This window comes from Angustibacter sp. McL0619 (assembly GCF_049994355.1).
Taxonomy (GTDB): domain Bacteria; phylum Actinomycetota; class Actinomycetes; order Actinomycetales; family Angustibacteraceae; genus Angustibacter.
The window spans coordinates 743,760-767,243 of sequence record NZ_CP188257.1 but is presented as its reverse complement, the minus strand read 5'-3'; the positions used below and the strand labels follow the sequence as shown (position 1 = coordinate 767,243).

The 23,484-nt window shown below is 72.3% G+C and carries 14 protein-coding genes; 9 read left to right on the top strand and 5 right to left on the bottom strand.

The genetic code is table 11. The annotated features are described in order from the left end of the window. The first annotated feature begins 542 nt into the window (after positions 1-542). Positions 543-1,712, top strand: a complete 1,170-nt coding sequence (locus tag ACPPVT_RS03420) for a chitinase (RefSeq protein WP_426565477.1) — start codon at positions 543-545, stop codon at positions 1,710-1,712. Positions 1,713-1,716: 4 nt separating this feature from the next. On the opposite strand, the gene ACPPVT_RS03415 is transcribed toward ACPPVT_RS03420, so the two are convergent. The 3 genes from ACPPVT_RS03415 to ACPPVT_RS03405 form a co-directional block, all read right to left on the bottom strand. Further along, positions 1,717-3,051, bottom strand: a complete 1,335-nt coding sequence (locus ACPPVT_RS03415) for a WXG100 family type VII secretion target (RefSeq protein ID WP_426565475.1) — start codon at positions 3,049-3,051, stop codon at positions 1,717-1,719. 2 nt (positions 3,052-3,053) lie between these two features. Beyond that, complete coding sequence (locus ACPPVT_RS03410; protein WP_426565473.1) at positions 3,054-3,344, bottom strand: hypothetical protein; 291 nt, start codon at positions 3,342-3,344, stop codon at positions 3,054-3,056. Positions 3,345-3,412: 68 nt separating this feature from the next. Further along, positions 3,413-3,757, bottom strand: a complete 345-nt coding sequence (locus ACPPVT_RS03405) for a hypothetical protein (protein WP_426565471.1) — start codon at positions 3,755-3,757, stop codon at positions 3,413-3,415. 282 nt (positions 3,758-4,039) lie between these two features. On the opposite strand from ACPPVT_RS03405, the gene ACPPVT_RS03400 reads away from it, so the two are divergent. Further along, complete coding sequence (locus ACPPVT_RS03400; protein ID WP_426565469.1) at positions 4,040-4,621, top strand: hypothetical protein; 582 nt, start codon at positions 4,040-4,042, stop codon at positions 4,619-4,621. A 181-nt stretch (positions 4,622-4,802) separates the two neighbouring features. Beyond that, entirely contained in the window at positions 4,803-5,333 is a 531-nt protein-coding gene (locus ACPPVT_RS03395) for a sigma-70 family RNA polymerase sigma factor (protein ID WP_426567043.1), read from the top strand. On the opposite strand, the gene ACPPVT_RS03390 is transcribed toward ACPPVT_RS03395, so the two are convergent. Beyond that, the gene (locus tag ACPPVT_RS03390) at positions 5,317-6,237 is read right to left on the bottom strand and encodes a hypothetical protein (protein WP_426565467.1); all 921 of its coding nucleotides are present in this window, start codon (positions 6,235-6,237) and stop codon (positions 5,317-5,319) included. The two genes, ACPPVT_RS03395 and ACPPVT_RS03390, sit on opposite strands and share 17 nt — an antisense overlap. A 307-nt stretch (positions 6,238-6,544) precedes the next feature. Between ACPPVT_RS03390 and ACPPVT_RS03385 the strand changes: the two genes are divergently transcribed. The 6 genes from ACPPVT_RS03385 (at position 6,545) to ACPPVT_RS03360 (ending at position 14,890) form a co-directional block, all read left to right on the top strand. Beyond that, positions 6,545-7,591 (top strand): hypothetical protein, encoded by a 1,047-nt coding sequence (locus ACPPVT_RS03385; RefSeq protein ID WP_426565466.1) that lies wholly within the window; start codon positions 6,545-6,547, stop codon positions 7,589-7,591. Further along, entirely contained in the window at positions 7,588-9,153 is a 1,566-nt protein-coding gene (locus ACPPVT_RS03380; RefSeq protein WP_426565464.1) for a hypothetical protein, read from the top strand. The genes ACPPVT_RS03385 and ACPPVT_RS03380 overlap by 4 nt, the downstream gene beginning before the upstream one ends. Then, positions 9,150-12,359 (top strand): AAA family ATPase, encoded by a 3,210-nt coding sequence (locus ACPPVT_RS03375; RefSeq protein ID WP_426565462.1) that lies wholly within the window; start codon positions 9,150-9,152, stop codon positions 12,357-12,359. Before ACPPVT_RS03380 ends, ACPPVT_RS03375 begins: the two co-directional genes overlap by 4 nt. Before the next feature lie 14 nt (positions 12,360-12,373). After that, positions 12,374-13,630, top strand: coding sequence for a cytochrome P450 (locus ACPPVT_RS03370; RefSeq protein WP_426565460.1), 1,257 nt, complete (start codon positions 12,374-12,376; stop codon positions 13,628-13,630). Next, positions 13,630-14,475: a class I SAM-dependent methyltransferase gene (locus tag ACPPVT_RS03365; protein WP_426565458.1), complete on the top strand. Its 846-nt coding sequence runs from the start codon at positions 13,630-13,632 to the stop codon at positions 14,473-14,475. Before ACPPVT_RS03370 ends, ACPPVT_RS03365 begins: the two co-directional genes overlap by 1 nt. A 106-nt stretch (positions 14,476-14,581) precedes the next feature. Further along, positions 14,582-14,890 carry a helix-turn-helix domain-containing protein gene (locus ACPPVT_RS03360; protein WP_426565456.1) on the top strand — a complete coding sequence of 103 codons (309 nt, stop codon included), beginning with the start codon at positions 14,582-14,584 and terminating at the stop codon, positions 14,888-14,890. Between the two features lie 105 nt (positions 14,891-14,995). Here ACPPVT_RS03360 and ACPPVT_RS03355 read toward each other — a convergent pair whose 3' ends face one another. Beyond that, on the bottom strand, positions 14,996-23,470 hold the full coding sequence (locus ACPPVT_RS03355) for a hypothetical protein (RefSeq protein ID WP_426565454.1): 8,475 nt from the start codon (positions 23,468-23,470) through the stop codon (positions 14,996-14,998). Positions 23,471-23,484: the final 14 nt, after the last annotated feature.

The following is a 23,484-nucleotide window of genomic DNA, read 5'->3' as shown; positions in this document are numbered from 1 at the left end:
CGACCGCGAGTAACCCCCAGCCCCCCGCGCCTGCCCAGCCGCCACCCCCACAAACCCACCACCACCACCGCCGCCGCCGTCAGCACCGGTGAACCGCTCCATCGACGCCAAGAACGCCCGCCGCGTCCGCCCACCCATCCCACCCGAGGCCTGACCCACCGCCGTGCGGATAGCCGGCCCCACCTGCTGCTCCAAATCCACACCAAGCCGCTCAAACGAGGCAGCCAACGCCAAACAAGCCCGATCATCAATATCCGGAGGCGACACACCACTAGACGCCAACATCAACATCCGAACCCAACCCGGCAGGCCAGTCGCCACCGCACACCCCCCTTCCACAGTCGTCGGCACTGTGCTCGAGCGCGGCAGACCGATGCCCGGACCTGTAACACCTAGGACCAAGACGACCGCCCACCGGGCGGCGGTTCAGGCCGGCCGGTGTGACGCGCCTCGCCTGAACCGCCCTGCGGCGCCGAAGGGGCGCAAGCCCGCTGAACGCGATGCCCGAGCGGCACGTTGCATGGGCAGGCCAGGGAGGCGCCATGACTCGAACGGACCAGGACGACGACCAGGACGACAACCACGACGACAACCTGGACGACAACCACGGCGACGTGGACGACGACGCCGTCGCACCGAGGAAGCTCCGCCATCGCCGTACCGCAGCGCTCGGAGCCGCGGTCGTCGCGGTCGCCGTCGTGCCACTGCTGTTGCGGTCCGCAGGCGGCTCCGGCGCAGGATTGGAGCCGGCCGCAAAGACAGCTCGGACCCACGTCTCGGCAGGGCCAAACCCGCCGGCCCGGTCCACCGCACCCGCGCCGACCGCCGACCTCGCCGCCGCGGCGCCGTACCTGTACTACAGCGGAAACGAGACACCGGACGTGGTCGCCGTGATGAAGGCGACCGGCATCCAGGCCTTCACGATGTCGGCGATGCTGGCCAAGAACGGCTGCAACCCGGCCTGGGACGGCGAGGACCCGATCAAGGGCGGTTGGCAGGAGCGGACCATCGCAGCCGTGCGCGCCGCCGGGGGTGATGTGATCGTGTCCTTCGGCGGGTGGGAGGGCTCCAAGCTCGCCCTGGTCTGCGGATCCGCGCGATCGCTGGCCGACGCGTACGAGTCCGTCATCGACGCCTACCAGCTGCGCGCCATCGACCTGGACGTCGAGTCGACCGAGTTCAGCGACGCGGGGTCGCGCAAGCGGATCGCCGGCGCGCTCGAGCTGATCCGCGAGGAGCACCCGCAGACCCAGCTCCTGGTCACGATGGGCACCGACCTGTCCGGCCCGGAGACCAGCCTGGTGACCGAGGTCGCCGCGGCCGGCGTCGCGCCGGACGCCTGGATGCTGATGCCGTTCGACTTCGCGGCGGGTCGGGTCAACCTGGTGCAGGCCTCCGCCCGGACCGCGGCACTGCTGAACAAGGACCTGCGCGCCGCCTACGGCTACACCGAGCAGGACGCCTACCGGCACACCGGAATCGTCGCGATGAACGGCACGACGGACACCGGCGAGCAGCTCACCGTCGATGGGTTCACAGCGATCCGCGACGAGGCGGTGCGCCTCGGTGTCAGCCGCCTGTCGTACTGGGCGACGAACCGTGACCGCTCCTGCGGCGGGAGCTCCGGCTTCTCCCTGGAGGCCGGCAGCTGCAGCGGCCTCGTCCAGGAGGACTGGGCCTTCGCCCGGGTGGCTGCGGGGTTCTCCAGCTGACCACTCACGCTGGGACGTCGGGGTCCAACCGAGAGAGCTCGGTCGGCGGAGTGGTGCCGTGGATCACGTTCACCAAGGCGTCCTTCAGCACGAAGTACACGTCGTAGTACGACCATGACACGGGCGTCTCGGCCAGCCAACGCTGCCAGCTGGGTGCACCTTCTGGCGCCTTGGCGTGCGCCAACGGCTGCCCGTAGGGCAGGTAGTGGTACAGGCCCTGCCGGGTGCCAGCCATGCCGAATCCCAGGGCGGCGGAGACCGCGAGGTCCTGCCCGTTCAGCTTTGTGTGGTCCTTCGCCGCGGCAGCGGCCGACAGCACCACGTTGCCGGTACCCGTGTTGATCCCCTCCTTCAGTCCGGACCACACCGCCTGCCGCCCCGTCATCGGCACGAACCCCGCCTGCGATGACGCGGGCAGCGGCTCAGCAACCGGCAGCATCGGCGACGCGGGCGAGGTCGACCCGATGGACTCCCCGCTGGTCCGCTCGGAAGCCAAGGGCGACCGCTCCACCTGCTCGAACTCGAACGTAGGCAGCTTGGGAGGTCCGACCGACGCCGGTCCGGCTTCGGCCGCAGCGGCCGAGCCCGGCGGCGCCGGCTCGCCGGTGACGAAACGGCGCATCGCGCCCCCCGCGCGGGTGGCTTCGAGCGCGTTCCAGCCGAGGTTGAACGTGGCGTCCAGGCCGACGAACGCGGCGACCTGCCAGGCATTGCCGGCCCAGTCCACCGGTCGGCCGCTCATTGCCTGCGGGACCGCGGCACCGAGGTAGAAGCCGGCGAAGGCACGCACGTACGCCGGTGCGAAGTCGATGACCAGGGACTCGATGGTCGCCCCGATCCGACCGGCCACCACGCCCAGCTCGCGGGCCGCGGCTGCGAACGAGCTCATCGCGCTGCGAAAGGCGGTGAGCAGCCGCTCGATCTGCACCATCAACTCCACCGCTCGGGCCCACAGCAGGTCGGACAGTCCGGCGGTCAGCCAGGTCAGGGCATACCCGGCGGCCAGCAGCTCGACCAGCTCCAGCAAGAGCCCGACGATCGTCCTGGCGATCACCAGGGAACCCTCGGTGTGCCGCTCGAGCTGTTGTCGACCGGCGTCCATCGCCGCCGTGAGCTCCTGGGCAGCCGCGTACTTCCTGCTCCACGACTCCAGATGGGCCTGCGCCGCAGTCCCTGTCCAGGCCAGGGCCGCGACCTCGCGGTCCATAGCGTCGGTCAGCTCGGACAGCTGCGCGGACTGCGCACGCACCCGCTCGGCGTGCTGTCGCAGCTGCTCGGGATCACCCAGCTCGTCGGAGATGCCGAGGATCCAGCCGCTGACCACGGCGTTGACGTCCACGATCAGGTCCAGTCGGCCGCATGGCGCGCCTGCGCCTCGGCCACCTCCAGGGCGCGCGCCGTCCGCGCCAGCGCTTTGGCGTGGACGCCGACCGCCGTCCTCAGGCGCTCCACGTTCGCATCGATCTCCTGGCTGAGGTGGCGGTACGCGACCTCCGCGTCCTGCCCCGCAGCACCGTTCCCGAACGCCTCGGTGCCAGGCCTACCCGACTCGACCGGCAGGGACTGAGCCGACGAATCCAGCACTGCTGCAAGGCGTTCGAGCCCGGCCGTGTCGACCTCGATCTCGTCCACCTCAATCCCCGGCGCAGCCGGGATCCTTTGGTACGCAACGGTGTTCGTCGCTGCCTGACCTGCTCATGTCAGGCACCCCCGGGCGGCGGCCCGAGCGCCATCAGCGCCGGCAGCGGTGACGTCAAGGCGTTGAGCCGCAAGGCGAAGTCCAGGATCTCGTCATAGCTGATCGCGTCACCCGAGTGCTGCTCCAGCGCCTCGGCCGGGACGTGCCAGGGCTCCGCGACAACCCCGCCGGTCTTGAGTAGCTGGCAGACCTCGACCATGGCGGGCTTGCGCACGCTGTCACCACAGGTTGGGCAGGTGAACGTGTAGTAGGACCAGTCAGCGATCGTGCACTGGACGAGGCGCACCTGGAAGCTGTTCAGATCGACCACGCCACAGACCGGACAGGTCGCCGTAATCGTCGTCATGGAGTCCCCTCCCCAAAAGAAGTTCCGAGTACAGGGAGTACGAACGGCCGACCGCCGAGGTTCATATCGGGCGCCGAAAGCATGGTGTCGCCTGCAGGCTGGGCAACCTGCAGGCGACGGCCGAGAGACGGATCCGCCGCCGCGCTGGTTCAGTCGATCCAGCCCACCTGCGGAGACTGTGATGAACCGGACCGCGCCAGGTCGCGTCCCATGCCCGGCACGGCCGAGGTTCGTGCCCCTGCAGCGGCGACCTGACCACTGAGAACCCACCACGGAGGTAGCATGGCTGACTTCTCTGACTGGGCCATCGACGGTTTCCAGTCTCGGACCCTGCACTTCGTTCCTGCGCCCAACTCACCACAGGGCGTCGCCCTCAACACGATCCTGACTGCGCTTGAGGTTCCGGACATCCCGTTCAGCATCCTGGCGGTACTGCTGCCGCCCGGTGTCCAGTCCCGAGCGCACTCCCATCCGGGCTCGACCATCGTGGTCTGTGCCTTCATGGGCAATGCGGTGACCCTCGTCGGTGACGACATGCGGGCCAAGCCGCACCGCAACGACGAGCTCGTGATCGTCCCGGCCGGAGTCCCGCACGCATCGGTCAACCTCAGTCTGACCGAACCGGTGCTCGGCATCGAGCTGCGCACGGACCCGCTGGGCAACGCCGACGTCCTGATGCTGCCCGAGCTGGACGAGCTGGCCGGCGAGGTCGCGCGTCGCCTGCGCGAGGAGTTCAGCACCGGACCAGGGCCGGTGCTCGCCCACGGACTGGGCCTGGGTCAGCGGGTCGCGCTTCCTCAACAGACCAGCTCGCCCGGCACCATTTCGATGGACGACGGAGCGTCGGCCACGCTGGTCGGCTGAGCGCACCCGGGGGGCTCGTATTTCACCCATCGAAAGGGACGCGCCGGTCCGGCGGTCACCCGACGTAGCGTCGTGCCCGGCCCGCAGCTTCAGCGGACCGGGGCGACCGAACCGAGCACGGGAGGTCTGAGCGTTGCACGTTCCCACGTCGAACGATGCCCCACCGGACGCCGAGCGCTGGATGCGGCAGCTCGTGGCCGAACACGGCGGAGCCATGCTCGCGTACGCCACGCGGCTGTGCCGCGATCGCCATCGGGCTGAGGACGTCGTCCAGGAGGCCCTGATCCGAGCCTGGCGCCACCGCGACCTGCTGTGCGGGCAACCCGGTTCGGGCCGGGGTTGGCTGTTCACGGTGGTGCGCAACATCGTCATCGACCAGGCCCGAGCCCGCGGCCGCCGGCCGTCGGAGGTGCAGGAGACGCCAATGGCGGTGGCGCGCACCGAGGACCACGCCGACCAGGTCGTCAACGAGATGCATGTCATCGCGGCGCTGGACACGCTGTCGCCGGCGCACCGTGCGGTGCTGATCGAGATCTACTACGCCGGTCGGACGGCCGAGGAGACGGCCTGCCAGCTCGGCATCCCCATCGGCACTGTGAAGTCGCGCTCGTACTACGCGCTGCGTAGCCTGCGCGACCTGCTGGCGGCGACGCAGGAGTCGACAGCCGACCTGAGCGCCGGAGGAGTAGGCGACTCTAGAGAGCCGCACTGACCAGGACGACACCGCGCTGGTCCAGCAGCTGAACGCTGGCCACGTCGGCCGCAGCGATCGCGGCAGCCCCCTGGACCGTCGGGCCCGGGCCGACTGCCGCGGCGGAGACAAACCAGCTGGCTGCCTGCTCGCTCTGACCGGACGTTGAGACCACCACCAGCCGGCAGACCCCGGTAGGCAGGTTGCGGGCCGAGACCTGCAGCCGAACCCAACCGATCGCGGGCTCGACACGGTACTCCAGCCGGGCGCGGGTCGTCCGGTTCACCACGGACCCGATGCGGGTGCCGGCCACCGCGGCCGGTCCCGGCGGTCGTTTCGGCAGCGTCGTCACCGACGGGGCTGGGCTCACCGGAGCGGCCAGCACGACGCCGCCGGTGACCAGCACGACGACGATTGCCGCGGCCGCCAGCAGTCGGCTGCCTGAGCGACCGACCCGACGACCGACCCTGCGATCGGAGCGGCGATCGGAGCGGCGATCGGAGCGGCGATCGGAGCGGCGATCGGCGCGGCCCCCGGCCGGGATCGACGGCAGCCCCCCGGCAGGACCGGCGTCACCTTCGAACCGGCGCATCGCGCCCCGCACCAGTCCTGGCGCGCCCTTCGGCGGGCCGTCGAGGAACATCTCAGCGGGCACCCGGTCGAGCGCCTGCACGCCCAGCTCGAGGCTCGCCCGCATCCGCTGGCAGCGCAAGCACCCGGCCACGTGCGCAAGCGTGGCCGCCCGCTCGTCCGGCGACAGTGCCGCCAGGACCAGCATGGTCAGGTCCTCGAACTCCTCGGCGTGTTCGCCGGCTGCCCGCGGCTCACCGACTGGCCGGCCCACGTCGCGCCGAGGCGCTCTGGGATCCTCGCTCGCCGACGTTGACCCCGCCCAGATCCAGCTGCCACCAACTTCATTGCCCATGCGTCCTCGCCTGTCGCGCCGTCCGTCAGCACGGAGTCACGATGACAGACGGCTCCCGCCCGCCTCGTTCAGGAGCAACAACGCGGACCGCGCCGTTCGGGTTCATCGGGCCCGCCGGGGCGCCCGCCGGCGATGAACCATCGTCGTCGAGGGCTCGTTCTCGTGATGTCTGTCTGCCGAAGCCGGCGGGTCCTGCAGCAACGCACGTCAACCCCATGCCCGCACCCTGCACGGAGGCTCGATGCACGGCACCAAGGCTCCAAGCCCAGCTCCCGCGGGAAGGACCGACGGGTCCGAGCAGGCGGTCGTGGCCACCCTGCACCAGCTGCTGCTGCGCCTGGCGTCGAGCGGGCAGGACGAGCTGGTGCGCGAGTGCCGCGGCCTGCTTGCTGGTGGCGACACCCGCGAGCTGACGGAGGTGCTGGCAACCGGATTGCTGATCGCCCGCGAGCAGCTGACGCTGGACGAGCTGGGCGTGCTGCGTTCGACGTTGGACGAGTCAGACCCGGCCGTGGCGCTGCTCGACGAGGTGGGCGTGAGCGACGAGGCCGGGGTGCTGGCGGCAAGCGCCCGCACTGCGCGGTTGTGGAGCTTCTCACCGTTCGTCGACGACGACCTGGGGATGCCGGCCGACCTGACCGGTCCGGCCGCCGGACAGCTCGACGCGGTGGATCGGGCCGTCCTGGACGTCGCCGCCGCCGACCCAGCATCAGTGGCAGTCTGGCGCGCCTGGCGCCGGCCCGGCAGCGGGGCCGGCTGGCCGGCTCCGTGCCGGATCTTTCTCGTCTCGCTCGCCCCGACGGCGACCGCGTCTGTCGCGGCCGATCTCGCGAACCGGCTGGCCCGGGCCAGCGACGGACCGGACGGCGCGTGCTGCATGGTCGAGGTGGAAGCGGCCGCCACCCGGCCGAACCCGTACGCCGCGAGCGCCCGCGCGACGTCGGCGCTGCTCTGGGCGCGAGCCGAGCTGCCCGTCGTCCGGCTCGCTCGCGAGCCCGCCGAGCACCGTCCCGCAGCGGCGAGCAGCAGCACTCCGGCGTTGCTGACGGCGTTGCGCTCCGCCCCACTCGTCGTCGCGGCGACGGAGCGGGTAGACGACCGGGTCGACCACCGCCGCGGTGCGGTGGTGCCCACGTCGTTGCGCAGCGACGGTCGTTGGGTGTGGCCGGAGTCATTGGCGTACTACCTGGAGCAGCACGGCGTCCCGCTGGACCCGGAGCTGGGCGATCACCTGTTGGAGCAGGTGGCGCAGGGCGACCCAGCCACGGCCGAGCTCGACGAGGTGACCCGACACCGGGTGCTGGCGGCGGCCTTCGGTCTCGCAGCGCACCACGAGGCGGTGACGCCGACATGACGACGTCCGACAGCATCCAGCTGCAGGCACGCGGCCTCGGCGAGCTGCCGCATCCGCCGCTCGGCCTGTTCGCCGTGCACATCGAGCTGGACGGCTCCGGGCTCGTGCTCGATGGGGGGCCCGCGCCGGTGCAGGACTTGGCCGAGCACGTCGCCGGCACCCCTGACTGGGCGCGTCGTCCGGTGGTCCTCGTTGCGCACGGAAGGCCGCTGAACGCCGGGCTGGCGCCGCAGCTGGCCACGACGCTCGTGGCCTACCTCGGCGTCCCGGTGTACGCGAGCAGCGGTGCGGTGCGCGCCGCCCACGGCCTGCTGCTCGCGAGCGAGCCGTTCTGGTGCTGGTGGCCGTTCGCGTCCGGTGGTGTGCCGGCTGTGTCGCTGCAGGTTCGCGGGCGCGTCGTTGGCCGACGGCTGCCCGAGCTGGCGCCCCGGCGGCCCGGGTCGGGCGGTTCGGTCCCACTCGACATGACCGCCTTCGTCGCGCGCTCACCGGTACCCGCTGCTGTGCGGCCGGCCGGGATGTCCGGGCCGCAGCCGCCCGGCGGGCGAGCCCCGGATTCCGTCGTGGCCGTTGCGGCCGCTGAAGCCGTGACGGCTCCGGCGGCGGTAACCGCGGCAACGGATGCAACGACCTCCAGGACCCTGTCCGCACCGCCGGCTGCGGCGTCCGCCGCGGATGTCGAGCAACTCGCGCAGACCGCGCAAGCCGCGGAGCCGGCGCAGCCGGCGACCGCCGGTGGCTCGCTGCCGTGGACCAGAGTTCAGCCTGGCGCCCAGGTCGAAGACCGCCAGACGCTGCAGGAGCTGCTCGGCTGGCGGTACGAGACTCATAGCCGAGCCGTGACCGGCGTGCTGGCGCTCCAGCCCGGCCTGCGGTCGGCGCTGGCCGGCATCGACCCGTTGGCCTCGCTGGTGTCGGTCCGCGCCTACCTGCTCGACCGGGCCGCCGAGGTCGACGCGGCGTTGCGCGCGGCGCAGCCGAGCGCGGGGCAGGACGACACCGCCCGCCGGGACGCCGCCGCCTGGCAGGTGCTCGCGTCTTGTGCCATGGCCGGCACGCAGGTGCTTCCGGCCCTGCGCGGTCCGGTCTTCATCCCGGCGGACGTCACGCGCGCCTCGGTGAACGGCCTGCAGCCGGGTCAGGTCATCGTCGAACCGTCGTTCGTCGGCGCCGCACGACGTCCGGGTGCCGAGGCGACCTGCCCGGTGCAGTACGCCGTGTGGTCGACCTCGGGACGGCGCACCGAACGCCTGCTGACCGCCGCCGACCCGCCCTGCCCCACCGTGCTGCTCCAGCCCGGCACCCGGTTCGGCGTGCTGAACGTCGACGCCGGCGCCGGCGGCGGGCCGCTGACCGTGTTCCTGAAGGACCTGACCGCACCGATCCGCCAACTGCCCGACGAAGAGGTGCTCGACCGGCTTCGCGTCGCGCTCCAGCACGACCCGCAGGACGACCTGGTGCTGGCCGGCCGCGGCCTGCCGCTGGGTGCGGGCCACGATGGCCAACCTTTTGCGACCGCACCCGCGGACGACGCCGATCCGACTCCTAGGAGCGTCCAGTGAGCAGCACCGTCGTGTCCGTGTCCAGCAACACCTCCGGCACCGTCCACGACCTGGCCGCGGTCGTCCTGCGCGCACCCGTCGGCTCGACCGTGGCCATCCAGCCGGGGACCTACCGCGGGCCCATCGTGCTGGATCGCGACATCACCCTGGTGAGCGAGGACGGCCCCGGAACCGTTGTGCTGGAAGGAGTCGACGACAGCGCCGTCCTCGTGGTCGGCGGGAGCATCGTGCTGCGCGAGCTCGAGCTGCGTGGCGGAAGCGCCGACCGACCGACCGTGCAGGTGCTCGGCGGGACGGCGCGACTGGACCGCTGCAACGTGCGGGCGCACGGGGTGGCAGCCGTGCACGCCGCGGGCAACGGACGGCTGGACGTCATCGGCGGGCAGGTGCACAGTCCGGACGGTGCCGGCATCGTGATCGAGACCGGCTCCGGCACCGTGCAGGACTGCGAGATCGGTGACATCGAGGGCTCGGCCGTCGTCATCACCAGCACCGGCGGCCCGGTGCTTCGCGGGTGCCGCATCCACGACGTCCGCGGTACCGGGGTGCTGGTCGCGCAGGCCGGCACACCCAGCCTGGTCGACTGCGAGGTGCGGGACGTCGCCGGCTCCGCGCTGGTGGTCCAGGACACCGCCTCGCTGACCGCATCCGGCCTCGCCGTGCACTCCTGCGACGTCGGCCTGGTCTTCACCGGCGCCGCTCGGGCCGAGGTCTCGGGCTACCTCGTGTCCGGCTGTCGCGGACACGCGGTGGTCGTGCTCGAGCAGGCCGCTCCCGTGCTGGCCGACGGCACCGTGGCCGACTGCACCGGCCACGCGGTGTACGTCGCCGGGTCCGCCGCGCCGCGGCTGAACCAGCTGGGCGTCGAAAGGCTGCCGGTCGTGGGCGTGGTGGTGCTCGAGCAAGCCGCACCGGTCCTGGAAGGGTTGCGGATCAAGGGCTGCGAGCTCGGCGGCGTGCTGCTCAGCGGCAGCTGCACCCCACAGCTGTCGGACCTCACGGTGACCGGCGCGGACGTTGGCGTGGCCGTCGAGCAGGAGTCCTTGGCCACCCTGCACGACGTGCGCGTCGCCGACTGCACCACGGGTATCGCCGTCCTCGGTTCCGCTACCGCGACGCTGACATCGGGCGAGATCCGCGGCGCACGCCGCGTGGGCGTGCTGGTGGCCGAGGACGCCAGGTTCGAGGCCGGGCGAACCCGGGTGCAGAACGGCGGGGCCGGCGTGCGGATCGAGTCCGGTCCCACCCGGTTGACCGACGTCGAGCTGCTCGACAACGCCGGACCTGCCATCGACGTGGACACCCCCGAGCCGGTCACCCTCATCCGCTGCCTGCTGCGTGGCAACGACGATGGCGTGCTGACGTCCACGCGCTCGGTACAGGTACAGGTCGAGGACGTCGAGACGGACCAGCGGACCGAACGCGGTGCCGAACGCGCCGTCGACAGCGCCCTGCACCACGCACCGGCCGCACCCGCGGTCAACGGGCACGACCTCGCCGCCGCCACACCGGCCTCGGCGGCGGAAGCGACATCAACGCCGGCCGACGACGAGGTACGTCCGCTGCTGGCCGAGCTGGACGCGATGGTGGGGCTGGCTGCGGTCAAGCGCGAGGTGGCCATGCTGGTGGGGCTGCACCAGGTGGCGCGGCGACGCGCGTCAGCCGGGCTCTCCTCGCCGCCGATGTCCCGGCACCTGGTGTTCGCCGGACCGCCCGGAACCGGGAAGACCACGGTGGCCCGGCTGTACGGGAAGATCCTGGCCGAGCTGGGCGTGCTCAGCCGTGGCCAGCTGGTCGAGGTGTCCCGCAGCGACCTGGTGGCCGAGCACATCGGTGGCACCGCGGTGAAGACGACCGAGAAGTTCACCGAGGCCCTGGGCGGGGTGCTCTTCGTCGACGAGGCATACACCCTCAGCCCCGCGGATTCCGGCGGTGGCAACGACTTCGGGCGCGAGGCCATCGACACGCTGGTCAAGCTGATGGAGGACCACCGCGAGGAGCTGGTGGTGGTCGTGGCCGGCTACACCCCGCAGATGCGCACCTTCCTCTCCGCCAACGCCGGCCTGCAGTCCAGGTTCGCCAAGACGATCGAGTTCGACAGCTACAGCTCGTCCGAGCTGGTCACCATCGTCGAGCGGCTCTGCCGGACCCACCACTACGCGATCGAGTACGAGACCAGGGACGCGCTGGAAACGTACTTCGACCAGCTGCCCCGGGGCGAGACGTTCGGTAACGCCCGGGCCGCTCGCAGCCTCTTCGAAGAGATGCTCGGCCGGCAGGCGTACCGGCTCGCCCAGCAACCCGAGCTGCCGGAGTACGAGCTCGCCCGGCTGCTTCCGCAGGACGTCCGTCCCGCCCCGGAGGCAGGCGCGGGTGCCACCGACGAGCGCGTCGAGACCCTGCTCGACCGGTTGCACGAGATGGTCGGCCTGGCCGGGGTCAAGCGCGAGGTCGCCGACCTGGTGGACCTGCTGGTCTCCTCCCGCGCCCGGCTGGCGGCCGGGCTGCCCGCGCCGTCCACCGGTCGCCATCTCGTCTTCTCCGGCCCACCCGGCACCGGCAAGACGACGGTCGCGCGGCTGTACGGCGAAGTGCTGCAGGCGCTGGGGGTGCTGGAGTCCGGTCAGCTCGTCGAGGTGGCTCGCGCCGATCTGGTGGGCCAGTACGTCGGGCACACGGCGCACCGCACCCGCGAGGTCTTCGAGCGGGCTCGCGGCGGCGTGCTGTTCATCGACGAGGCGTACACGCTGAGCCCACCCGACGGGGGCAACGACTTCGGGCGCGAGGCCATCGACACCCTGGTCAAGCTGATGGAGGACCACCGGGACGAAGTCGTGGTCATCGTCGCGGGCTACGGCCCCGAGATGGACCGGTTCCTGGCCAGCAACCCCGGACTGGGCTCACGGTTCAGCGGTCGCATCGTCTTCGCGTCCTACGACGACGACGAGATGGTGCAGATCTTCCAGCGGCTGGCCACCACCGCCGGGTACGAGCTCGACCCGGGCCTGTACCCGTTGCTGCGCAGCCACTTCGCCCAGGTGCCGCGAGGCGAGACGTTCGGCAACGGCCGGTTCGCACGGCAGCTGCTGGACCGGGCCGTGACCCGCCAGGCGGGCCGGCTGCGCACCCTGGCCACACCCAGCCGGTCGGACCTCGAGGTGCTGACCGTCCAAGACCTTGAGGCGGCCCTCGCCGAACGCCGCTAGCCAGGAGGATGAGCATGACCAGTCGGCTCTCGTCCGGCTTCGACCCCACGGTCTTCAACCTCAACAACCAGACCCTCATCGACGACCCGCTGCCCGCCTACGCCTGGATGCGTGAGCACCGGCCGATCTTCTTCTCACCGGTGTTCGCCGGGTCGTGGTCGTTCTTCCGCTACCACGACGTGCAGGCGCTGCTGCGCTCCGACGACCTGACGACCTACCGGCCGAGCCTGCCGTTGGAGGCACTGCCGGCAGCCGATCGCGAACCGTTCATGGCCATGGTCGAGGTGATCAAGTACTGGATGGCCTTCTACGACGGAGGCGAGCACGCGATCCGCCGCCACCACCTGCGCCGGATCTGGGAGGGCTTCTCGCCACCGGACCTCCGTTCGCGGGTGAGCGGTGCCATCGACGACGTGCTGGCCGAGATCGATCCGGCCGCCGACGAGATCGATCTCGTGACGCAGTTCGCCCGCCCGCTGCCGGCCCGCGTCATCGCCGACCTGGTGGGCGTTCCCGCGCAGGACCACGCCCGGCTGGCGAGCTGGGCCGATCCGGTCGCCTACCTGTTCGGCTCGAGCGAGATCGTCGCCGCCGACGCGGCCGCCGCGAACTGGGCGGTGAAGCAGTTCGTGACCTACTTCCGCGAACGGCGCACGGAAGCGCTCGCGGCCGGCGCGCCCACCATGCTGCACCAGCTGTGCACGGTGCAGACCGACGGCTACCAGTTCACCGAGATCGACGTGTACGCCCAGTGCATCCTGTTGATGTTCGCTGGCATCACCCCGTGCCGGCACATCATCACCAACTCGGTGAACGCGTTGGCCCGGCACCCGGCCGAGCAGCAGCGACTGCGGCAGGACCCGGGGCTGATGGAGTCGGCCCTGGAGGAGCTGCTGCGCTACGACACGCCCGTGCAGTTCATCGGACGACGCGCGAAGAACGACTTCAGCTACTCCGGGCAGCAGATCCGCCGCGGCCAACCGGTGCTGCTCTACGCCGGTTCCGGGAACCACGACACCGACGTGTTCGAGCAGCCCGAGGAGCTGCGGCTGGCGCGGACGCCCAACCGCCACCTGTCGTTCGGCTTCGGGCGGCACTTCTGCGTCGGCGCCGATCTCGTCCGGCTGCAGACCCGGCTCGCGCTGGAGGCGCTCTTGGCCCGGGTACCCGCGTTTCGCCTGGCCGACGTGCAGCGGGCCCAACGGACCACGTTCCTGGGCTTTCACGGCTTCGCCTCGCTGCCGGTCAGCACCGCGGCGGAGGGCGGCTGATGACCCGGGTCGACCCATGGGTGTCCGGCAAGCAGACGCACCGCCGGTTGTCGGACGCCGTGGCCACCGGTCGGCAGGACTACGCGGCGACCAGGCCGGGCACCGCAGCGTACCTGCGGGCCGAGACCGCCATGCTGGACCGGCTGACCCTTGCCCTCGACCGCCGTCAGCTCGCCCTGGACCTGGGCTGCGGGTCGGGACGAGTCACCATGCGGCTGGCCAGCCGCTTCGCCGAGGTCCGCGGGTACGACATGTCGGCCCGCATGCTGGAGCGGGCGGCGGGCGAACGCGGCAGCGCCGAGCACGTGCGCCTCGTCCGCCGAGACCTCGACGAGCGGCTTCTCGACGACGTCCCGGACGGGGCCGCCGACCTCGTGGTCGCGGCCTTCGGGATGGTCAGCTTCCTGCGGGACCCGGTGCGGCTGCTGACCGAGCTCGACCGGGTGCTCGCGCCGGCCGGGCGGGCCTTACTGAGCTTCTACAACGCGCGCAGCCTGGTGGCTGCGCTCACCCCGACCGGACTCCACCCCGTCGGGCTCGGCGCGGTGGCCGGGCCCCAGCCGGACCTGCTGGAGGTGGAGTACGACGGCGACGAGTACCACGTCCCAGCCCGCGCGTACCTGAGTGACGAGGTTCGCGCGCTGTGCTCGCCGATGTTCCGGTGCGAGCTGCGCTCGTTCCCCACGGTGTCCGGCTGGCTGTCGGACGACGCAGCGACGGACACCCAGGCCATCTGCGGTGCGGTGGACGACGCGTTGGGTGGCCGCGGGGGGCCTCTCGTGGGCTCGTACCTGGTGGCCAGTCTGAGCCGCCCCCGGCGTCTGCGACTGGCGCTCAGCCCTTGAGCCGCCGCGTGCTGAGCCGTAAGCCCCAGAGACCTAATGGTCATTAGACTAACCATGAGTTAGCGCGGGATGATCACTGTACTGACCTTTATTCGGGGAGGGCGCTATGCCAACTCGGCCGCTATCCAGCAAGGCACGGCGCACTGCTCACACCTTGGGCGAGTACCTGACCACCTTCCGCCGCCTGCAGGGGCTGACCGCAGCGCAGGTGGCCGACCGGGCGGGCATTACCCGACTCACCCTGCGCAGACTCGAGCACGGAGAGGCGACCGTCGGCCTCGACGTCTTCCTAGAGGTGTGCCGAGTGCTGGGCATCCTCGACTTCGTCGTTGCGGGCATGAACCCCTATGAGACGGCTCTCGGTCAGGCTCTGGCAGAGCAGAACCTCGAACTGCCGAAGCGAGTGCGCCAGTGAACCGCAGTGTCGACGTCTACCTCAAGAAGTCCCCCGGGCCAGCAACGGCATTGCGGAGCGCGAGCTGACTCGCATGGCGGACGCCTTCGACGGCCGACGTTCGGCCTAGGGGTCGCTCAGCCGGCGGGCCGCCGCGATCCACAGCACGCCGTTCCGGCCGCGCGCCAGTCGCCCGGCCAGCGCTTCTGCGGCGTCGCCCGGGAACCGACCGAGGCGCGGATCAGCGCGATGACTGCCGATTTCGAGTTGGCGAGCCAACTGGTCGAGCTCGCGGGCAGCGTCCGCCTCGGTCACCGTGCCGGCGGCCTGACCCTCGACCAGCGCCCGGACCTCGCGCAGCCGCGTCTCGACGGCGCGGCGCCTCCGCAGTGCTGACCAGCCGCGACGTTCCAGGTCGAACCGAACGCCGAACACCCTCGCGAGCCTGGTGACGTCGGCGTCGAGCTCGTGGTCGGCGAGCCGGCGCCGCAGGTCCACCGATCGCAGCCAGTCCTCGAACTCAGGTCCGGCTGGGTCCCCGGCGTCCGGCCGACCCGCCTCGACGTCCAGGATGTCCCGCGCAAGCCGGTCCCAAGGCTGGACGCCGAAGGTCACGGCTGGTGCAGGGGTCACCGTTCCACGCGCGGCCCGCGCGGGCCGGTTGGGATCCCGCAACCAGCCGGGCAGGTCGTCCGGGCCAGCCAGCAGCGACCACACCGCCCGGACCTGCGCCAGGTATCCGAGGTCGGCGGCCAGGTCGGCGCGCGGACCGCGCAACGCCAGCACCGGTGGCGCCTGGGTGCTCGGGTCGACGATCTGGCCGTTGGCAGCTAGTCGCCAGTCCCACGGGTCGACCCCCGCCCGGTCGGCCAGCAGCAGCACGGCCAGCAGCCTGGACGCCGGCTGCAGCCTACGCACGAGCGCCCTACCCCGTTCGGCCCCGGACGTGGGGGTGGCCATCGCAGCGACCGGGCGCTTGCCTCGGCGCGCGGCGCGCATCACCTCCAGGCGTTGGTCCGGGGACAGCTGCCAGAACCAGTGCTCGGCGGTCTCCACCCGGTCCCGCCAGGCGGCCGGTCTGAGCAGCACGCGGCCCTGAGCATTCGTCCCCCACAGGTCGTGCGGCGAGACCGGCCCGCTCCCGGTCGCCAACTCCAGAGCGCGCACCCGCAGCGGCTCCAGGTGCCGAACGGTCAGGACGCGCCACTGCCGCAACCGAGCCAACAGCAACATGGGCCGATCGGGGTCGACCTGCGCGGATCGCAAGGCCGACTCGGCGTCGACATCCATCCCGGTTCCCTGCTCGGCGTCGTACCGGATGCCGGCCGCCGCGGACTGCGACTGGTGGCGGCCCGGCAGCAGCGCCGCGAGGATGTGCACGTGGTATGGGTCCGGCGAACGGATGGCGTCGATCAGCGCGGCCTGCAGGACACCCGAGAGTTCCAGCCGGTTGGCGACCAGGAACGCCCGGGCGAGCTGGCTGGCGTCGTCCACCGTGCGCGCCAGGGCATCCAGGACGTGCGCGGGCCGGCCGGTCAGCACCCCCCGCAGCCGGGCCAGCTCGGTGGGCGGTGACTGCGCCGCTAGCCGTGCGGCGTCGGGGTGCCATTCGCGCACTCCGCGTTGGGAGGCCGGCCAGCTCCCGACCCAGCGACTCAGCGGCCCGGACCGAGGAATGTCACCAGCGGCAACCGCATTCACCGACTCCTCGAGGTCGTCCGCGGAGATCCCGGCCAGCTGCGCGGCGATGACCAGCCGCTCGACAACCTCGGATGCGCGGCTCTCGTCGGGCGGCCTCGCCGCCGCGGCGAGCAGGCCGCGGTGGTGGGCCGCGAGCGCCAGCCGGACGACGTCCTCGTCGTCGATGTCGGCCAGGCTGGTCGCCTCCCAGGCGATGCCCTCGATGCGCCACAGCCAGTCCTGCAGTTCTGTCGGCAGCTGGTCCAAGGCGGTCCGGGCCATCGCGGCCCGCACGTCGGTGACCAGCTGTGCCTCGCCGCGCCGGGCCGGCGCCGCTGCCCCGCCGGCCGGGTCAGCGATCAGGTCAGCGATCGGGCGGTCCAGGGTCGTCATCAGGGTCTGCCAGTGTGGGCTCAGGTCGTGGCCAACCAGGTAGTCCGCCACCCAGGCCGCCGTCGGCAGGTCGGGCGGGGCGGCGGCCCGCAGCAGCACGTCGTCCTGGATCTGCTCGCCCCTCCGGGACGCCCGGGCCAGCTGGAAGACCGCGTGCTGCACGTCGGCCTCCGGGTCCGCGTGCAGGGGCCGGACCACCGCCGGACCGTTCATACTCGCCGTCACCTCGCGGAGCCGGTGCAGCATTGCAGGATCGGGGGCGCTTCCATCGGCGACGTCCTGCACCGCGGCCAGCGCGTCGTCCAGCAGCCCGGCCCGGCCCATCGTGGCCAGCGAGGCGATCATCGTCCGCCGGTCCGGCCCGCGCACCAGCGACACCCGTTCGACCAGCTCGGACAGCCCCCGGATCTCGTTGCGGCTCAACCGGCCGAGCTCGTCAAGGGCGTCGGGGGGCATCGACTCGTCGTCCGCCGGCCAGGCCCCGGCCAGCGCGTCCAGGATCGCGCTGGCCGGCTCCGGCAGCGGACCCCGCGCATCGGGACCGACGCCCAGCGTGGCCGCGTCGATTCCGGCCCAGTTCATCGCGGTCAGCACAGCCGCCAGGTCGCGGGGAGCGGCGGGGTGCAGCAGCAGGTCGTCCTGGATCGGGTCGTGGTCACGGGAGGAGCCCTGCCCGGCCGGCCGGCCGCCGCCCGAGTCGGCCCAGTCGGCTCCGCCGCCCTGGAGGCGTGGTGGCGTGCGGTCGGTCCTGGGCGGCAGGCCGGCGAGGTCACCGAAACGCTGGACGACGGTGGGCAGGTCGGCGTCGGGGTGCGTCCGCAGGTAGCCGACCATCGCGGACAGGGTGGTGCTGCGCAGCTCGGCGCGGGCACGTTCGGGGCCGGGCTCGGTGATGTCGAGTGGCAGGTCGAACAGCCGCTGGGCGGCGACCGCGACCTGACGCTCCAGGGCGCTCGGTCGTCCCGCTGCTGGGTCGGCTTCGGCCGTGGTCGGGGCGCCGGGCTGGGGCCGCGACGGTTCCACGTCCACCCGCACCGGGCTCGTGCCGCCATCGGCGACGACCTCAACTGAACGTCCGGACGCCGCCGCGAGCATCGCGGCCACATACCCCAGGTCCAGGGGATCGACTCGGCCCGGCACAATCACCTGCAGCGGCCCGTCCGGGCCGCCCTCCGACCGCAGCTGGGGTTCGAGAGACATCGCCGATCCGGCGACCGCCGGCAGGTCGAGGCCCAGCTGCTGGGCGGCCTGGTGCACCCACTGGTGCACCGATGGCTGCACGGATGGCTGCACCGTTGGCTGCACCGTTGGCTGCACCGTTGGCTGCACCGTTGGCTGCACCGAAGGCTGCGGCGAAGGCTGCGGCGGAACCTGCTGGCTCGCCGATGCGTCGGCAGTCACCCCACCCGCGTCGACCAACGTCGCCGAGGTGCCCGCGGCGGTCACCGACGAGGAGCCGAAGTCGCTACTGATGTCGCTGGGGTCGTCCAGCTGGCGGGCCGCAGCGATCCACAGCGCGCCGTTCCGGCCGCGCACCAGTCGCCCGGCCAGCGCTTCCCCGTAGGCGTTCCCCCGGAAGCCCACGATGCCGTCAGCCAACCGGTCGAGTTCGCGCGCTGCGTCCGCCTCGGTCACCGTGCCGGCGGCCTGACCCTCGACCAGCGCCCGGAGCTCGCGCAGCCGCGACTCGGCGGCGAGGCGCATCGGCTCCGCGGCGGAGCGGGTGACCAGGTCGAACCGGCGTCCAAACACCCTCGCAAGCCTCGCGATTCCGTCGTCGCGCTCGTGGTCGGCCAGCCGGCGCCGTAGGTCCACCGATCGCAGCCAGTCCTCGAACTCAGGTCCGGCGGCGTCCCCGGCGTCCAGCCGACCCGCCTCGACGTCCAGGAGGTCCTGTGCGAGCCGGTCCCAGGCCCGGACGCCGAAGGTCGCGGCTGGCGCAGGGGTCCCCGTTCCAGGCGTGAGCGGTGCGGGCTGGTTGGGATCCCGCAACCAGTCGGGCAGGTCGTCCGGCGCCGGGCCAGCCAGCAGTGACCACACCGCCCGGACCTGCGCCAGGTACTCCAGGTCGGCGGCCAGGACGGCGCGCGGACCGTGCAACGCCAGCACCGGTGGCGCCTGGGTGCTCGGGTCGACGATCCGGCCGGCGGCGTCCAGCCGCCAGTCCCGCGGGTCGACCCCGGCCTGGTCCGCCAGCAGCAACACGGCCAGCAGCCTGGACGCCGGCTGCAGGGTATGCACGAGCGCCCTGCCCCGTTCGGTGGCCGAGGGCGGAGTGAGGATCGCAGCAACCGGGCGCTCGCCGCTGAGCGCGGCCCGCGCAACTGCCCGGCGTCGGTCCAGGGACAGCTCCCAGAACCAGCGCTCGGCGGCCTCCACTCGGTCCCGCCAGACCGCCGGGCGGAGCAATGCCACGCCCTGAGCGTGCGTCCCCCACGGAACGAGTGGCGAGGCCGGCCCGGTCCCGGTCGCCACCTCCAGAGCGCGCACCCGCAGCGGCTCCAGGTGATGAACGGTCAGGGAACGCCACTGCCACAACCGACCCATCCGTAGCAACCTGGGCCGTCCGGAGTGGGACTGCGCGGATCGCAAGGCCGACTGGGGGTCGACGTCCATCCCGGTCCGCAGCTCGCCGTCATACCGGAGGCTGGCCGTCGCGGACCGTGACTGAAGCCGGCCCGGCAGCAGCGCCGCCAGGTCGGGCAGGTGCTCCAGCTCCGCCCAACGAATGACCTCGGGATGCGCGGCCGCCCGGGCGACCTGGTCCAGCGCGGCCACCAGCGCGCCGAGGAGTCCCTGCCGCTGTGCGACCACGATCGCCCGGGCGAACTGGCTGGCGTCCTCCACCGTGCGCGCCAAGGCATCCAGGACGTGCGGGGCCACGTCGGTCAGCACCCACCGCAGTCGCGCGAGCTCGATGGGCGGTGCCTGCCCGGCTAGCCGTACGGCGTCGGGGTGCCATTCGCGCACTCCGCGTTGGGCGGCCGGCCAGCTCCGGACCCAGGGCATCATCAGCCTGGTCGGAGGAATGCCACCAGCCACAACCAGCTCCACCGACTCGCCGAGGTGGAACGCGTGCAGCCCGGCCAGCTGCGCAGCGATGGCCAGCCGCTCGAGGACTTCGGCAGCGCGGCTCTCGTCGGGCGGCCCCGCCGCCGCCGCGAGCTGGCCGCCGTGGTGAGCCACCAGCGCCAGCCGGACGACGCCCTCGTCGTCGATGTCGGCCAGGCTGGTCTCCGGCATGGCGATGCCCTCGATGGACTGCAACCAAGAGCGCACCTGCGGCGACAGCTGGTCCACGGCGGTCCGGGCCATCGCGGCTCGCACGTTCGCGACCAGCTGTGCCTGGCCGGGTCTGGCCGGCGCCGCTGCCCCACCGGCCGGGTCAGCGATCAGGTCAGTGATCGGGCGGTCGAGGGTCGTCATCAGGGTCTGCCAGTGTGGGCTCAGGTCGTGGCCAACCAAGTAGTCCGCCACCCAGGCCGCCGTCGGCAGGTCGGGCGGAGCGGCGGCCCGCAGCAGCACGTCGTCCCGGATGCGCTCGCGGAACCGGGACGCCCGGGCCAGCTGGGTGACCGCGTGCTGCACGTCGGCCTCCGGGTCCGCGTGCAGGGGCCGGACCAGCGCCGGACCGTTCATACTCGCCGTCACCTCGCGGAGCCGGTGCAGCATTGCAGGATCGGGGGCGCTTCCATCGGCAATGTCCTGCACCGCGGCCAGCGCGTCGTCCAGCACCCCGGCCCGGCCCATCGTGGCCAGCGAGGCGATCATCGTCCGCCGGTCCGGCCCGCGCACCAGCGACACCCGTTCGACCAGCTCGGACAGCCCCCGGATCTCGTTGCGGCTCAACCGGCCGAGCTCGTCAAGGGCGTCGGGGGGCATCGACTCGTCGTCCGCCGGCCAGGCCCCGGCCAGTTCGTCCAGGATCGCCCGGTCCAGCTCCGGCAGCGGACCCCGTGCATCGGGACCGACGCCCAGCGCGGCCGCGTCGATTCCGGCCCGGTTCATCGCGGTCAACACCGCCGCCAGATCGCCATCGCTCGCGCCATGATCACGAGAGGAACCCTGCCCGGCCGGCCTGCCACCGGCCGAGCCGGCCCAGCCGGCCTCAGGGTCGGCCGGGTCGGCTCCGCCGCGCAGACCGGGGCGGTCTTGGCTGTCCCGGCGAGCCAGGCCAGCCAGCTCACCAAAACGCTCCACCACCGCTCGAGCGTCGGCGCGAGGATGGCTGCGCAGATAGCTGACCATGGCCCTGGTCGCGGTACTGCGGGCAGCGGCCGCAACACCCTCGGGCGCCGACTCGACGATCACCGGGGGTGAGCTGAACAGCCGACCCAGGAGGCCAGTCACCGCCCCGGTCAGCGGTGCGATCTCGGCATCCTCCTGCCCGGCATTTTCTTGCCCGGTGTCGACCGGCCGGACCAGCACCCGCACTTGCTGATCTGGCTCGGCGGTCCCCTCGGTCTCCGCGCCGGCGACCACCTCGACCGGCGCGCCGAGGTCGCCGGCCAGCATCGCGGCCACGTAACCGACGTCCAGAATCCGCGACGGGGCGACCCGCCACTGCGGCAGCCGCAGCTCACAAACCTGATCCGCCCGCTCCTGCACGGCGACCGGCGCACCCGGCTGCGCCAGCGCGCGCACCCAATCGAGCGTGCCCACCGTTTCCGCGTTCGGTGGTGCACTCGGTGCAGCCGTCTCCGAGCCCGCCACGCTTCCGGCGACGTCCGACATCACCTGCTCGACGCTGGCCATGACCTGGCCGGTCGGCTCGGGCTCCCGAATGTCGCGCAGGACAGCGTCCGGCGTCCTGTCCCCAGGCGGACTGGTTCGCGCCAGCGCCCTGCCCAGTTCGGTGGCGGAGGGCGGAGTGAGGATCGCGGCAACCGGGCGTTCGCCTCGCAACGCGGCGCGCATCACGTCCTGGCGTTGGTCCGGGGACAGCCCCCAGAACCAGCTCTCGGCGGTCTCCACCCGGTCCCGCCAGGCCGCCGGGTCGAGCAGCGCACGGCCCTGAGCATCCGTCCCCCACGGGCCGTGCGGCGAGGCCGGCCCGGTCCCGGTCGCCAACTCCAGGGCGCGCACCCGCAGCGGCTCCAGGTGCTGAACGGTCAAGACGCGCCACTGCCGCAACCGATCCAGCCGCCAGAACATGGGCCGTTCGAAGTCGACCTGCGTGGATCGCAGGGTCGACTCGGGATCGACATCCCTCCCCGCGAGGTCGCTCAGGTGGTTCAGCTCCGCCCAACGAATGACCTCGGGATGTTCGGCCGCCCGGGCGACCTTGTCCAGCGCGGCATCCAGCGCGCCCAGGAGTCCCTGCCGCTGTGCGACGACGATCGCCCGGGCGAACTGGCTGGCGTCGTCCACCGTGCGCGCCAAGGCATCCAGGACGTGCGCGGGCCGGTCGGCCAGCACCCCCCGCAGCCGGGCCAGCTCGATGGGCGGTGACTGCGCCGTCAGCCGTGCGGCGGCGGGGTGCCATTCGCGCACTCCGCGTTGGGAGGCCGGCCAGCTCCCGACCCATTGCCTCAGCACCCAGATCCAAGGAATGCCACCAGCGGCAACCGCATCCACCGACTCGCCGAGCCGGAACTCGGATATCCCGGCCAGCTGCGCGGCGATGACCAGCCGCTCGACAACCTCGGATGCGCGGCTCTCGTCGGGCGGCCGGGCGGCCGCGGCGAGCAGGCCGCGGTGGTGAGCCACCAGCGCCAGCCGGACGACGCCCTCGTCGTCGATTTCGGCCAGGCTGGTCGCCTCCCTGGCGATGCCCTCGATGGACTGCAACCAAGAGCGCACCTGCGGCGACAGCTGCTCCAAGGCGGTCCGGGCCATCGCGGTCCGCAGGTCGGTGACCAGCTGTGCCTCGCCGCGCCGGGTCGGTGCCGCTGCCCCGCCGGCCGGGTCAGCGATCAGGTCAGTCGGGCGGTCCAGGTTCGTCATCAGGGTCTGCCAGTGTGGGCTCAGGCCGTGGCCAACCAGGTAGTCCGCCACCAAGGCCGCCGTCGGCAGGTCGGGCGGTGCGGCGGCCCGCAGCAGCACGTCGTCCTGGATCTGCTCGCCCCTCCGGGACGCCCGGGCCAGCTGGAAGACCGCGTGCTGCACGTCGGCCTCAGGGTCCGCGTGCAGTGGCCGGACCACCGCCGGACCGTTCATACTCGCCGTCACCTCGCGGAGCCGCTGAAGCTGGGCAGGATCGAGGGCCCGGCTATCGGCAAGGTCCTGCACCGCGGCCAGCGCGTCGTCCAGCAGCCCGGCCCGGCCCATCGTGGCCAGCGAGGCGATCATCGTCCGCCGGTCCGGCCCGCGCACCAGCGACACCCGTTCGACCAGCTCGGACAGCGCCCGGATCTCGTTGCGGCTCAACCGGCCGAGCTCGTCAAGGGCGTCGGGGGGCATCGACTCGTCGTCCGCCGGCCAGGCGCCGGCCAGCGCGTCCAGGATCGCGCTGGCCGGCTCCGGCAGCGGACCCCGCGCATCGGGACCGACGCCCAGCGAGGCCGCGGTCAGCCCTCTCCGGCTCATCGCGGTCAACAACG